This is a genomic window from Haloarchaeobius lipolyticus, assembly GCF_051208015.1.
Taxonomy (GTDB): domain Archaea; phylum Halobacteriota; class Halobacteria; order Halobacteriales; family Natrialbaceae; genus Haloarchaeobius.
Genome location: NZ_JBPKGF010000004.1, coordinates 29,162 through 43,338, shown reverse-complemented (window position 1 = coordinate 43,338; position 14,177 = coordinate 29,162). Strand labels below are relative to the sequence as shown.

The window sequence follows — 14,177 nt, the reverse complement described above, 5'->3', positions numbered from 1 at the left end:
AGTCCGCTCAGGGCCGGATGTCGTTCAGGTCCGACAGCCGCGGGCCGTTGACCACCGTGACCGTCGTTCCCGACCGCTCGACCCTGTACGCGTCGGCGAATCCTCCGCTGGGGATGACGTACGTCCCCTGCCCGACCTCGTTGCCGCCGTGACCCTCGATGACGGCCGCGTAGGCTGTCCGGAACTCCTCCGCGTCGGCCTCGGTGGCCCATTCGGTCACCCAGACGTGGCCGTATTCGCCGTCCTTCTGGTAGGGCAGGACCGCGTCACCGACCCAGCCGGTCGACGGTTGGCTCCGGTAGTCGTAGGTGTCGTACGTGCCCGACTTCGTCCCGAAGTTGGACGTGTCGGTGGCGGTGATGTTGTACTGGCGCTGCTGGTACCAGAACATGGTGAAGATAGACGCTTCGCCCACCGTGTCGGTCCCGTGCTCGAAGGTCTTCCAGCCGTTCCGTGCCCGGTCCTCGACGGTCACGTTCACCGGCGACGTGATCCCGTCGCCGTGGATGATGGCGCTCGACGACACAGGCGGTGACTTCCACAGTTCGTTCATCGCCCCCCAGCCCGACGATTCGACCTGCTGGTGGACGAACCACGGCCCGTCAGAGTAGGGCTGGAAGATGGTGACGAGGATGCCGAGGTTGACGTCACCTCTCGACCCGCCCGACGCCTTCTTCGGTGACTTCACGCACTCCCACGTCCCTGCCTTACAGCGTTCCAGGTAGAGCGCCTCGACGTAGTTCGCCTCGCCCTCGATGAGCCCGTTGGAGGCGAGCTGTTTGTCCTGCGTCGTCGCGCCCTTCTTCACGGCCTTGATGTCGAAGTGTTGGTCCTGGAGCGCGTGGACGAGTTCGTGGACGAACGTGGTGTTGCTGACAGTCGACTGTTCGGGATCGTCGGTGACGATCACGATGGTGTCAGAGCCGGCCTTGTAGAAGCCGAGGACGGCGGAGCCGCTCACGTTCTTGAACTCCGTCTCGATGGGATTCGACTCCTCGGAGATGAACAGGGCGGCCCACACCTCGTCGTTCCACCTGTTCTTGCTCGGAGTATCATCCTCGCTGGTCTCGTTCGCCGTCCGCTTGCGGTGTTCTTCACGGGTGATGACTTCGACTTTCACCGGCCGCTCGAACTCGAGTTGCCGGAGGTGCTCGACCCGCGCCATCGACCGCGCCAGCCAGGCGTCCAGTTCCGCCTGGGAGAGCCCATCGCTCTGGTCCACCGAGATCGGCTCGTTGTACCAGTAGCCGTTCTCCCAGCCGAGCTGGTCGTTCGCCGGGTCTGCGAACGTTCCGTTCCCTTCCGTCGACGGCTGTCCGCCGAGACAGCCAGCGACGAGAACGAACAGCACGAGTAGAAGTGTACGTCCCGTTGTCGCTTTCACGTGACGTATAGGTCAGGTGGTACTAAAACAGTATCTGGCCGACACGAGTGGAACCTGAACGTCGGGGTCGACGAGCGAATCTGACGAGTCCACCTTGCACATTACAGGTCCCCTGCAGACGCCGGCCTAAGCCTTTTCCCTCTCCTACGTGTAATGAATATACTCCCAAAGAGATGGGGGCCACCGTGGGCCAGTTCGATTCTAACACGGGGGAACGATTCAACCAAATGGAGAATCCTGACACGACCGACACAGACGTCGAAACAGCCGACAGTAAGTACCAGAGTTTCGATACACGATCGTTCGGTTCGGCCGCACTCGACGCCCTCCCGACCCAGATCGCGGTACTGGATACCGACGGTACGATCGTCTACACCAACGAAACGTGGCGCAGATTCGCTCAGGACAACGGGTTCGACGACGACCCCGGGATGCTGGGCGAGAACTACGTCGAGGTGTGCGAACAGTCCAGCTCCCGAGACGCAGAGCAGATAGCGAACGGTCTCCACGACGTGTACGACGGTGACCGTGACACGTTCGCCTACGAGTACCCGTGTCACAGCGAGACCGAACGTCGCTGGTTCACGATGCGAGCCATCCGGTTCGAGCAGGGTGGAGAGACGTTACTGCTCGTCGCACATCACGACATCACCGAGCGGAAGCTCTCCGAGCAGGAGGTCGAGCGACGGAACAGACAGCTCGAACAGCTCAACAGCATCGGCCGGCTCATCCGCGAGATAGTGCGCTCTCTACTCGACGTCTCCCGGCGCGAGGACGTCGAGGACATCGTCTGTCGCGAACTCGCCGACGCCCGCTTCTACGACCTCGCCTGGGTCGTCGACCGCGGCGTCGACGGGCGCATCCAGCCCCGTGCGGGGGCCGGGGCAGACGAATTCCTGGACGACGTCGCAGAACTCGACCGGACGGCCCTCCAGCGCAGTACCGTCGGCGACGCGCTCGACGGAAACGGCCCGGTCGTCCAGCGCGACGAAAGCGACCCACTCCAGGAAGTCGGCGCGGCACAGGGACTCGACTCGTACCTCGCACTGCCGCTGACCTACCGCGACGCCCGATACGGCGCGCTCGTCGTCCACGCCTCGCGGCCGAACGCCTTCACCGAACTGGAGCGGGACGCGTTCTCCCTCCTGGGGGAGACGCTGGGGTACGCGCTCAACGCAGTCGAGTCGCGCGAGCTCCTGCACGGCGAGTACGCGACGGAACTTCGTCTCCAGGTCACCGACTCCCGGGCACCGCTTGCGGCACTCTCGCGAGAGACCGACGGGACGCTCGAGGTGACCGGAAGTACGACCGCTGGCGACGGACTGAAGCTCTTCGTCGAGGGACAGTCGGTCAGTGCGGAGACGGTCACCACCGTCCTCGAGGACCACGAGCAGGTAGAGAACGTCAACGTTCTCGGGTCCACGGAGGACCGGTGCCGATTCGAGGCGGCCATCGACCGTGGCTCGCCCATGCTCTCGATCGCCGAGCGGGGAGCGACCGTCAACAGCGGGACGATAGAGAACGGAATCTATACCCTCATCGTCGAGACTTCCTCGACCGCCGACATCGCCGACCTCGTCGGCCACCTGCAGGGCGACTTCGACGACGCTAGCTTGCGGGCCAAACAGCGCGTCGAACGGCACTCGGCGACGCTCGGCGAGTACTGGGACAGCCTCGAAGAGCGGCTCACCGACCGTCAGCTCGCCATCCTCGAGGCGTCCTTCCACGCCGGCTACTTCGAGTGGCCCAGGGAGGCCGACGGTGGCGACGTCGCGGAGTCGTTCGACATCTCACCCCCGACGTTCCACGAGCACATGCGAGCAGGGCTGAGTAAGGTCATGGAAGAACTGTTCGAACGTCGCTGAGGCGATTTCTTTCGGGGTCGTCCCGTCGCCCAGTGCCTACGGTAGCGACTCGTACACCGAGACCAGCGTCTCCGCATCGTGCCGCCAGTTGTACGTCGTCCGTACAGCGGACGCACCGTTCTCCCCGAGTCGACGTGACAGAGCCGGGTCCTCCGCGAGTTCGACCATCGCGTCTGCCATCGCATCCGGGTCGCCGGCCGCGGCGACGAGCCCTGCGTCGGCGTCCTCGACGATACGTTTCAGCGGTGGACAGTCTGAGACCAGCACGGGCTTCGAGAGCGCCATGTACTGGAACAGCTTGTGGGGGACCGTCGTGTTCGTGTGCGGCGTATCGGCGTGCGGGACGAGACAGACGTCACACGCCGCCATGTAGTTCGGCACGGCCTCGAAGTCCACCCAGCCGGTGAACGTCGTCGCGTCGACGACGCCGTGACGCTCGCAGTGCCGGTCGAACCGCTCGCCGTAGCGGTCGTTGCCGGGCGCTCCGACCATCAGGAGCCGGGCGTTCGGGATCCGTTCCATCACCTCGGCGAACCCCTCGACCACCGCCTCGAGGCCGCGGTGCGGCGCGTACTTGCCGACGTAGCCGACGACGAACTCGTCCTCGTAGCCGGAGACTGGCTCGGCATCCGCATCGAACCAGTCGCGGTCGAGGTCGACCGTGTTCCCGACGACGCTGACCGACTCCGGTTCGGCCCCGCAGTCCTCGAGATAGTGCCGACGGCCCTCTTCGCAGACCGCGAGGACGTGGTCCGCCCGCCGGACCGCCCGCCGCTCGATGCGTTTGTACCGACGAACCGGCCGCAAGAGGTACTTCGCGAGGAGGGCCGGCTGCGTGAGCACGTCCTCTCGTGCGTGCATCCGTCGCCACTGCCTGATCGCCTCAGGGTAGTTCTCGTGGAGGTCCGCGACGACCGGGACGTCGAATTCGTCGCCGACGTCGAGGCCGGTCTCGACCAGCGGAAGGTCGTGGACGTGGATAGCGTCGATGGGGGAGGTTCGGTGAACCGACCGGATGGCGTCCGCCCAGAAGTCGTGGTGTCCCGTCGCGAGGAACGAGAGGCTCCGGCGCTGGCGGGTGAGCGACGACCCGGTCCACTCCGCGAAGCGGTGGACGTCGATGGGACCGACCGTCTCGCGCTGTTGCTGGTCCGCGTCGTTCTTGCAGACGAGCGTAACGTCGTGCCCGGCCGCGGCGAGCGCCTTGGCCTCTTTCTCGACGCGGACGTCCCGCGGGAACGTCTTCCGCAGGACCATACAGACGTGCATTCGACCCTCGGTTCCGCCGGGCCGCGTTTAGTTCTGTCGTCGAAACTGTTCGGGTTCCGTTATCGAAGCGGAGCTGCTGGTGTGTGCCGACGTCGCAATCCTACACAGTTCGACGGAAGGACGAAGACGGTGTCGTTCCACGAACCAGTAATGATGCGGTCGCACTGCCACGACCCGTGGGTGACGAGAGGTGCGAGTCGGCTGCAGGGTCTGGTGAACCGGGTGGTGGGCCTGGTGAACCGGGTGGTGGATCTGGTGAACCGGGTGCGGGGACTGGTGATTCGGATGTGGGGTGAGCCGGGTGGGTGACGTCGACCGCGCCAGCATCTCCCTGTTCGGTGCCCGCGTCCTCTCGCAGGCGCTCGGCTTCGCGAGTGTCGTCTACTTCGCCGACCAGATCGGCGCCGACGGGCTCGGCATCTACTTCACCTTCGTGACGGTCGTGAGCGTGACCGGCGTCTTCGCGAAGGTCGGGCTCGCCGGCGCGACGGTCAAACGGATGAACCAGGCCGTCGATACCGCCGGGCGGAGCGTCTACCTCTCCAGTGCGCTGCTCCTGCACGTGCCGCCGTTCCTCCTGACCGCTGCCGTCCTCGTGCTCGCTGGCCCACGGCTCGACGAGTACGTCGGGCTGGCGGCTGCAGTCCCCCTCGCCGTCGCCGCGGTCGCACTGAGCGTCGGCGGGAACCTGCTGACGGCCGCCCTGCGCGGTGAGGACCGCGTCGAACTGACGGCCGTGGTCGACCTTCTCAACCAGGTCGTCCGCCTCGCCGTGAGCGTCGCACTCCTCCTGCTGGACTTCGGCGTCATCGCCCTCGTCTTCGGCCACATGGTCGGTAACCTCTCGCGGTCGCTCTCGGCGTACGCGATGCTCGAGGCCCGGTTCACAATCCCGACCCGTGAGGCGGCCGAGAGCCTGTTCGACTTCTCGAAGTACACCGCCGGGATGAACGTCAGCGCGCTGGCGTACAACTGGACCGACACCCTCGTCCTCGCCTACTTCGCCTCGAAGGCCGCGGTCGGCATCTACGAGACCGTCTGGATGATCAGCGCCGTGACCTTGCTGGCGGCGCAGGTCCTCGGCTCTGCGCTCGCCCCCTCTATGACTCGCTGGCACGAGGACGGCCGCATCTCGATGATCGAGACGGCGTTCTCGACCGCGATGTCGTTCGCACTCGTGCTCGTCCTCCCGGCGATCGTCGGCGCTCTCGTCCTCGGGGAGGAGCTGCTCGGGACGCTCTACGGCTACGACCAGGGCGCGCTCGTGCTCGTCGTCCTCCTCGTCGGGCAGGTGGCCGCCGCCGTCCAGCAGGTCACCCAGAACACGCTGTTCGGTATCGACCGGCCGGACCACGTCTTCTGGACCAACGTCCTCTCGCTCGCGGCGAACGTCGGCCTCAACGTCCTACTCGTCCCGGAGTTCGGGATGATCGGAGCCGCGGCCGCGACCCTCACGACGGCCGCGGTCGCCGCCGTGTCACAGGTCGTCCTCCTCCGGCGGTACATCGACGTGCGAATCAATCCGCACACTATCGGCTGGCAGGTACTCGCATCGGTCGCGATGGGTGTCGTCGTCGCCGGTCTCGCCGGCTGGTTCCCCCTCGAAACCAAGCTCGGCCTGCTCGCACTCGTCGGCATCGGCGGCGGCGTCTACGGCGTGACGGTGCTGGCGAACGACGAGGTTCGCGGCCGCTTGCTCGGGACGGAGCTGTGGTGACCTCGACGGCCACCGGTATGGTGCGCATAACGTCGGTTCTGTTGGCTTAGAAACCGGTCTCAGGAGCTGTCGCGGTGGGGTCGTTCGATCACCGATTCTCTCCCGCGAACCGACGCTTATTGGCCGCATTATAGTATGGGTAGCAATCATGTTTTCACCTGATGGTAGACGACACCACCAGACGCCGTGCCCTGAAGACCATCGGCCTCGGCTCGCTGGCTGGTCTCGCTGGCTGCACGAACAACAGCTCCGGACCCTCCACCGCCAGTACCGCCACGGGGACGACCGGAACCACCACTGCAGGCACCGAGACGACGACGAAGCAAAGCGGGAACAAACAGTCCGAGAAGGCAGAAGTGTTCGAGGACTTCACCGACCTGACGAAGTTCACGGTCAAAGCCGGCAAGCTCGAAGCGCTGGAGAGCGGCACTTACAAGGATTCCGAACAGGCCGCACTTCTCACGCGCACGAACAAGGAACCGGTCATCGAGCGTCCGGTCGACACCGACCTGTCGAACACGAACCTCTCGATGGCGGTCAAGCTGGAGGCGAACCAGCACGCCGTCCTCTCCATCGAGATGTTCAACGAGAGTGAGAGCGACTCGGTCACGTTCGCGAAGTCCATCCGGAAGACGACGAGCGGGTTCTGGCAGCGCCTCGACCTCGGTGCGACGAACCTCTCCGGTCTGCCCAACCTCGGGAAGGTCACCAAGATGCGTATCACCTTGAAGGGCGGTGGCTCCGGTGGCAAGATCGCCCTGGACAGCCTGAAGAAGGTCCCGTCGCCGGACAAGGGCTACGTCGCACTCGTCTTCGACGACGCACACGCCTCCGATTACACGCACGCGTACAAGACGCTCAAACAGTACGACATCCCCGCCACCTCAGCGGTCGTCACCAACCATATCGGCAACGAGGGGATGCTCAACATGAAGCAGATGGACGAGATGAAGAACTACGGCTGGGAGTTCGCGTCACAGACGGCGAGCCACGCCAACCTGCTCAACGCGGGCCGTCTCGAGGCGGAGCGCGAGATTGTGGGCGCGAAGGAGTGGCTCGTCGACCACGGCTTCAAGGAGGGTGCGAAGACGCTGACGTACCCGTACGGCCTGTACACGGACAAGATAGCGCAGTTCGCGAGCAAGCACCACGAGATGGGCATGAGCTTCTTCGGCCCCCGGAACGCTGCGATGGGCTACGTCACTGAGGCGATGACCATCTCGCGCGGCGACGCGTCGAACATCCCGCGCGCGCGGTCGATGATCGACCTCGCCGGTCTCTATAACGACCTCTCCATCCTCACCTTCCACGGCATCGGCGGCGACGGGGAACTGGACGTGACGTCCGCCCAGTTCGAGAAGTTCGCTTCCTACCTCGCCGACAGCGACGTCGAGACCATCACCCTCTCGCAGATACCCAAGAAGTTCAAGCCGGAAGGCGGCTGGTAGGCAGCGGCACCGCTCCCCGGCCGTCAGCTCCACTAGGTCACACGTTTTAGTCGCCGGTCCACCTTTCCGGAAACGATACTGTCGCATGGAGCGCAACATCGTCGTCGTCTGTCTCGACACCGTCCGGAAGGACGTCTTCGACCGGTACGCGACCCGCCTCCGGGCGCGAGCCGACGTCTCATACGAGTCTTGCCGGGCAGCAAGCTGCTGGAGCGTCCCGAGCCACGCGAGTATGCTGACGGGACAGCTCCCCTCCGAGCACGGGGCGACCGCTGCTCGCCCGCGACTCGATGCCCTGGACCCCGACGACACCATCCGCGCCGACCTGCCCGACCACCAGTTCCTCGGCGTCAGCGCGAACGTCTACGCGGGCTCGGCCTACGGCTTCGACCACCTGTTCGACGGGTTCGTCGACGTCACCCGCGACCACCGGTTCCCGGACGCGCTCGACGTGCCGACGTTCACGAAGCAGGAGACGGAGCCGGGCGCCTCGCGCTACCTCGACGTGCTCCGTGCTTGTCTGACCCACGACCGGCCCGCCGAGAGCCTGGCGAACGCGGTCGCGGCACAGGTCGACCAGCTCTGGGACACCGGGCCCGTCGAGTTCCCCGCGCCGTTCGACGATGGAGCAGTCTCCGCGCGCCGAGCACTCGTCTCCAGAGTACGCGAACGCGAACGCGAGGGGCCCGTCTTCGCCTTCGTCAACCTGATGGAGGGCCACGAGCCTCACCGCGATACCCTCCGGTACGAGCGCGACCTGTACGACGTGCCCCGCGGCTGGCGCTCGGACGAACTGATGACGTGGGACGCGGTCGACCCCGGGGCCGAAACGGAACAGGAACTGGAGCGCTACCGTGAGGTCTACGGCGCGTCCGTCGAGTACCTCGACAGGCAGGTCGCGCGTCTCGTCGACGAGGTGCAGGCGGCAACCGACCGGGAGACGACCGTCATAGTCACGGCCGACCACGGCGAGAACCTCGCGCTCGACGCGGACGACGGCCACCTCGGGCACATCACGAGCCTCACGGAGGGCGTGCTCCACGTGCCGTTACTGGTCCTGAACGCGCCCGGAGCGGGGACCGAGGACACCGTCGTCACCGACCACGTCTCGCATCTCGACCTCCGGCGGTTGCTGGCAGGGCTCGCCAGCGGCGACCTCCGGGACGTGACCCGGGACCGGATTCCCGCCGAGGTGCTCGCCATCACGCCTGGCAACGAGCCACTGGAGGAGACCGACCCCGAGTACTGGAACCGCCGTATCCGCGTGGCCTACGAGGGGGACACGAAGTACGAGTGGGACAGCCTCGGCGGCGAGTACGTCCTCGACCTCGACCCGGCGAACCCGTGCTGGCAGTCGCGAGCGGACGCCGACGACGGGGTTCCAGCGTGGGCCCGCGACGAGTTCGACGTCGCGCTCGAGGACGTCGAGCTGCGGGGCGACGAGGAGGACGACGACGTCGACGAAGCCGTCGCCGAGCGGTTGCGCGACCTCGGCTACCGCTGACTACAGGACCCTGGTTCCCGCTGATTGTACGTCCTTAGTCCCCGCTGATTGTACGTCCTTAGTCCCCGCTGATTGCACGAGTCTGGTTCTCGCTGATCGCACGTCCCCGGCCAGCGCTGAGTCGAACATTGTTGGTTCCCCACTTATCGGCCCGTCGTACCAATCTCGCGTCAACCAATGCGCGATAAGGTGTTGCAGCGGTGGGTCAAACAGCCCCCCGCCCCGCCGGTCATCCAGTACCTCCGTGACGCAGAACGCCTGAAGGCATGGGACCAGCTCGGCGAGCGCGAGCACGTGCTCGATATCGGCTCCGAGTCGAACGTCACCGCCGGCCTCGCCGCCGACGAGGTGACCCGCGTCGACTTCTCGGACGACGCCATCGACCACGCCCAGGACATCCTCGGTGAGCAGGTCGACCGCTACGAGGTGGCCGACCCCGAGGCGCCCGAGCTCCCCTTCCCCGACGACTACTTCGACGGGGCGGTCTCCATCGGCCCGTACGACTGGAAGTTCCTCGACATCGAGGCGCTGACCGAGGAGATTCGCCGGGTCGTCTCGCCCGACGGGCTGTTCACGTTCTCGGTCCCGACGATGCGTTCTCCGTACGCGACGACGGGCCGCAATCGGTACCGGTACTTCGAGCCCGCCGAGGTGCTCGACCTCGTCTCGCCGGGCTGGGCGCTCGAGGACTACGACCTCGTCTTCCAGCTACCGTACAAGGCGTACATCCTCTCGAAGTCCCTCCCGAACTCGTTGCAGACGCCGCTGGTCGACCTCTCCTGGCGGCTGACCGATGAGCTGACCGAGCGGGACCGGTGGGACGACGCCGGCTACCTCGTGCTCGGCGTCTCGCCGCAGGACTACGACGGCGCGCTAAAGAAGGGCCTGGACTGCCTGTTCCGCCCCACCGCCGAGAACGGTCTCTGGGACGAACACGAGTCGAAGTTCATCCGTGGGCTGGACTACGCCTTCGACGGGGAACGGCCACCGAACGGGACGGTCCGCTCTCCAGCCGACCTCGAGTGGACTCGCGACGACAGCATCCAGTGGCGCTACGCTCCCTTCGCCGTGATGGGTGCGATGCGCTGGCGGGTCTCCGACGAGGCGACCGACGAGTACGACGAGAAGCTCGAAGACGCACTCTCGTACTTCGAGGGGAAACTCGACGACGACCCGAGCCGTATCGGGATGCCGAGCTACGGAATCGGCCCGCTCATCATGGGCTTCACGCTGGCCGACCGGGTGTTCGAGGCCGACTACCTCGACACGGCGGAAATGCTGTTCGAGTACTCGCGCGAGGCGTTCGACTTCGACCACTCCGAGGACAGCCTGCTCGCGTTCGGCTGGTCGTACCTGTACGAACACACCGGCGACGAGGACGTGCTCGCGGCCATCGACGACGCCCTCTGGAAGATGAACGAGCGCCTCGACCCCTCGCGCGGGACGTTCCAGTTCGACAACCCGACCACCCGACGACACCAGAACCAGATGTACACCATCTGGGGGCTCGCCCGCGCCATCGAGGTCACGGGCAAGAGGGGCTACCTCGACAGCCTCGAGATCGTCCTCGACCACACCGTCACGGAGCGGATGCGCGACGACGGCGCCTTCATCTGGGAGAACGTCGGCCGCGTTCCCGAGCTGTGGGGCGACTTCAAGACCGACCGCTGGGGCCGCCGCCCACACCACTGGCGCTACCTGTACGAGTGTCACCAGACGTTCTTCGTCAACGCGGTCGCAGCCTACTACGCCGCCGGCGGAGAGAAGTCCTACGACCGCGAGGTCGCACGGGCGATGGCGTGGATATACGGGAACAACGACCTCGACGCCGACCTCGTCGAGCTGTCCGGGCTCGGCGTCCCCATGCGGTTCGTCACGACGACCGGGCGGATGGACGTCGCCGACCAGATGTACAAGGGCTCCTACGAGACCGGCTCGTACGTGATGGCGCTGACGAACCTGCTGGACGGACCGCTGGCGTAGGCAGGGAGAGCAGTTTTCGTCGGTTCAGGCGTCTCGCAGTCCCGCGAGTCGCTCGTGCATCGCCACGAGCGTTTCACCCGTGCGTTCCCAGTTGTAGCGGTCCTCGACCGCTTCCCGACCGTTCCGGCCGTACTGGGCGGTCCGGTCGGGATTCTCGGCGAGTTCGACCAGTGCTCGGGCGATGGAATCCGAGTCACCGGGCTGGGCGACGACGCCCGAGTCGGCGTCCTTCACCACGCGAGCGAGGGGAGACAGGTCCGTGACGAGGACGGGACGCTCCATCGCCATGTACTGGAACAGCTTGTGCGGGACCGTCGTGCGCGTGTGCGGCGTCGACTCGTGCGGGACGAGACAGACGTCACAGGTCGCCATGTAGTTCGGGAAGTCGTCGAAGTCTATCCAGCCGGTGAAGGTGACGTGGTCCTCGACGCCGGCCGCCGCGACCGTCTCGCGGAGCTCCTCCTCGTACGGGTCCGAGCCTGCCCCGGCGAGCAGGAACCGGGCGTCGGGAACCTCGTCGACCACGTCGGCCATCGCCTCGACGACCGTCGTCAGGCCGCGGTGAGCGCCGAACGTGCCGACGTAGCCGACGACGAACTCGTCCTCGAAGCCCGGCTTCGGTTCCTCGTCGCCGACGAAGGTGTCGAGGTCGACCGTGTTCGAGACGACGGTGGTCCGATCGGGCAGGACCGCACAGTCGCGCTGGTAGTGCGACTCGGCCTCCTCGGTGACGGTCACGAGCCGGTCGACCTCGCGGACGCGGTGGCGCTCGATGCGCTTGTAGCGCCAGGTCGGTTTGAACGCCCAGTGCAGGGCGATCATCGGGCTCCTGAGCAGAGACGCGGGAGTGTGCGGCTTCCGCCACTGGCGGACCGCCTCGGGGTAGTTCTCGTGGAGGTCGGCGACGACCGGGACGTCCATGCGGTCACCGACGAGGATACCGTCGCGGACCAGCGGGAGGTCGTGGACGTGGATGACGTCTGCGCTCTTCTCGCGGATCAGAGAGAACAGCGCCTTGACCCACCGCGGGTGGACGTCGACCAGCATGTTACAGGCGGCGCTGGCGAGCCGGCCGGCCGTGTCGAGCCGGCTGTCCTCCGTGAGCCGGACGACGTCGATACCGTCGACCGTCTCGCGCGCGGGTTCGTCCTCGCGCGCCCGGCAGAGCAACGAGACCTCGTGACCGGCCGCGAGCAGCGACTTCGCTTCCTTCTTGATGCGGACGTCGGGCGGATAGGTGTGCCCGAGGACCATGCAGACGTGCACTACGACGAGCACCCCCCACTGCCACCGTCGCCCCGGCCCGGCTGGCGCTGCTGGCGCTGCTGGCGCTGCCGGCGGGGCGGCCGACGGTGACGGTGTCTACGGGTCACTATCCGCCCGTCGCCTTCCCCATCCTGTCCGCGCGTCAGAAACATCTCGATATCGGTATTTTCGGGTACCTTCCTTTCTAGGTTGTGCCTACGGGAGTTGGGGGCTGCCCCACTGCGACCGGCTCGCGGGTTACAGATAACCCAGTTCCTTCAGCTGTTGTTCGACCTCGGGGTCGAAGTCGTCGTCCTGCGTCGTCGCCGCTGCCTCGCGTTTGTACTCGTCGAGTGGCGTCTCGAAGGCGGCCCGCGCCCAGTCGGGAATCTCGACCCCGGTCGCTCGCTCGGCCTGCCACCCGGGCCGGCCGTGGTCCAGCTCGTACTCGACCCGGTCGCCGAGCGAGTTCCACTGGTACTTCGTTTCGCCCTCGTAGGCGACGCGCATCATCCGGTTCCAGTGCGCGAGCTCCTCGTCGGAGAAGTCGCGGTCCCAGGTGGCGTTCTCGCCGCCGAGTAGTCCGATGGTCTCAGAGACGACGCGCTCGTCCGTGAGCGATTCGTCGAACGGCTCCTCGTTCGCGAGCGCAACGACGAGGTCGCCGAGCGACAGGTGAGAGAGGTACTCGTCGACGCGCTCCGGCCAGCCCTCGGGTGGGTTGATAATCTCGCAGGGGGTGTGGACGATACCTTCCGTCATGCTCCCGGTGTGGTGGAACAGGTGGCCGTCGGCCTCGTAGCCGAGGCTGTGGCCGTGGTCGGAGACGACGACGACGGTCGTCTCCCGGTCCGCCGTGGCCTGTAACTTCTGGATACCCCGTGCCAGCGTCCGGTCGAGGTAGTCGATGGCCGCGGCGTAGACGTCACGGTAGTTCTGCGTGTACTCTTCGGTCGCAGCGCCGTCCACGTTCAACTCCCATTTGTCTATCTCCTTCGAGCTCCAGGAGTTGGGCACGTCGTGCATGCTCGTGTCGTGTTGGACGAGGTTTCGAAGCGGCGTGTGGGCGTCCATGTAGTTCGCGAACAGGAAGAACGGGCCCGGTTCGTCGGCCTGCTCGACGGCCCGCTTCGTGATGTTCGACGCGCCGTCGTCGACGAACTCGGGGACCGGGAGTCGCTTGACGTGGTCGCCGACCAGCGTCCAGACGCCGTTCGCAGCGCTCTTCGCGGGGTGCTCGTGCGAGAGGCAGGTCCGGAGGAAGTCCCGGTACCGGCGAAGGGCGTTCGGCTCGTCGGACTCCTTCATGAACTGGTTGACCGAGATACCCTCGGTGAACAGCGATTCTCCGGTGTGCGAGCCGATGGAGTAGTCGCCCCAGTCGTCGAACCACGCATCGAAGCCGAAGGCCGTGTTGATGTAGGAGTTCGCGCTGAGGCCGACGGTCCGGTGGTCTGGGAGCCGGCCGAGGAACGTGTCCTCCCGGTCGACGTCGCCGAAGTCGAACGAGGCGTCGAATGCTTCGGCGTGGATTCCGTGCTCCGACGGTAGCGTCCCGGTGAACATACTCGTGTGACTCGGAAGACTCCACGAACTGGCCGCCCGACACTGCTCGAACGACGTATCGGCCATCCCGCGCAAGCGAGGCGCATGTTCGTCGAAGGAATCCTTCCTGACGGTGTCGAGGACGACCAGCGCGACGTTCCGTGTCACGTCGAATCACCAGAATGTGGCGGGAGGACCATACAGAGTCGCTAATGGC

At 66.0% G+C, this 14,177-nt stretch carries 9 protein-coding genes; 5 read left to right on the top strand and 4 right to left on the bottom strand.

What is annotated here, in order from left to right:
• Positions 1-7 precede the first annotated feature (7 nt).
• Positions 8-1,384, bottom strand: a complete 1,377-nt coding sequence (locus ACSC1Y_RS12475) for an Hvo_1808 family surface protein (RefSeq protein ID WP_435335201.1) — start codon at positions 1,382-1,384, stop codon at positions 8-10.
• A 227-nt stretch (positions 1,385-1,611) separates the two neighbouring features.
• On the opposite strand from ACSC1Y_RS12475, the gene ACSC1Y_RS12470 reads away from it, so the two are divergent.
• Positions 1,612-3,249 (top strand): bacterio-opsin activator domain-containing protein, encoded by a 1,638-nt coding sequence (locus ACSC1Y_RS12470; RefSeq protein ID WP_435335200.1) that lies wholly within the window; start codon positions 1,612-1,614, stop codon positions 3,247-3,249.
• A 36-nt stretch (positions 3,250-3,285) separates the two neighbouring features.
• Here ACSC1Y_RS12470 and ACSC1Y_RS12465 read toward each other — a convergent pair whose 3' ends face one another.
• Positions 3,286-4,506 carry a glycosyltransferase family 4 protein gene (locus ACSC1Y_RS12465; protein WP_435335199.1) on the bottom strand — a complete coding sequence of 407 codons (1,221 nt, stop codon included), beginning with the start codon at positions 4,504-4,506 and terminating at the stop codon, positions 3,286-3,288.
• Positions 4,507-4,819: 313 nt separating this feature from the next.
• Between ACSC1Y_RS12465 and ACSC1Y_RS12460 the strand changes: the two genes are divergently transcribed.
• From ACSC1Y_RS12460 to ACSC1Y_RS12445, 4 genes are all read left to right on the top strand, one after another.
• Positions 4,820-6,235, top strand: a complete 1,416-nt coding sequence (locus ACSC1Y_RS12460) for an oligosaccharide flippase family protein (RefSeq protein ID WP_435335197.1) — start codon at positions 4,820-4,822, stop codon at positions 6,233-6,235.
• 161 nt (positions 6,236-6,396) lie between these two features.
• Positions 6,397-7,683, top strand: a complete 1,287-nt coding sequence (locus ACSC1Y_RS12455) for a polysaccharide deacetylase family protein (RefSeq protein WP_435335196.1) — start codon at positions 6,397-6,399, stop codon at positions 7,681-7,683.
• An 85-nt stretch (positions 7,684-7,768) separates the two neighbouring features.
• Positions 7,769-9,187, top strand: coding sequence for a sulfatase-like hydrolase/transferase (locus ACSC1Y_RS12450; RefSeq protein WP_435335195.1), 1,419 nt, complete (start codon positions 7,769-7,771; stop codon positions 9,185-9,187).
• A gap of 177 nt (positions 9,188-9,364) precedes the next feature.
• On the top strand, positions 9,365-11,170 hold the full coding sequence (locus tag ACSC1Y_RS12445) for a methyltransferase domain-containing protein (protein ID WP_435335194.1): 1,806 nt from the start codon (positions 9,365-9,367) through the stop codon (positions 11,168-11,170).
• Between the two features lie 24 nt (positions 11,171-11,194).
• Here ACSC1Y_RS12445 and ACSC1Y_RS12440 read toward each other — a convergent pair whose 3' ends face one another.
• A complete protein-coding gene (locus ACSC1Y_RS12440; RefSeq protein ID WP_435335193.1) occupies positions 11,195-12,424 on the bottom strand; it encodes a glycosyltransferase family 4 protein in 1,230 nt (409 codons plus the stop codon).
• 249 nt (positions 12,425-12,673) lie between these two features.
• Positions 12,674-14,128, bottom strand: coding sequence for a sulfatase-like hydrolase/transferase (locus ACSC1Y_RS12435; RefSeq protein WP_435335192.1), 1,455 nt, complete (start codon positions 14,126-14,128; stop codon positions 12,674-12,676).
• Positions 14,129-14,177 lie beyond the last annotated feature (49 nt).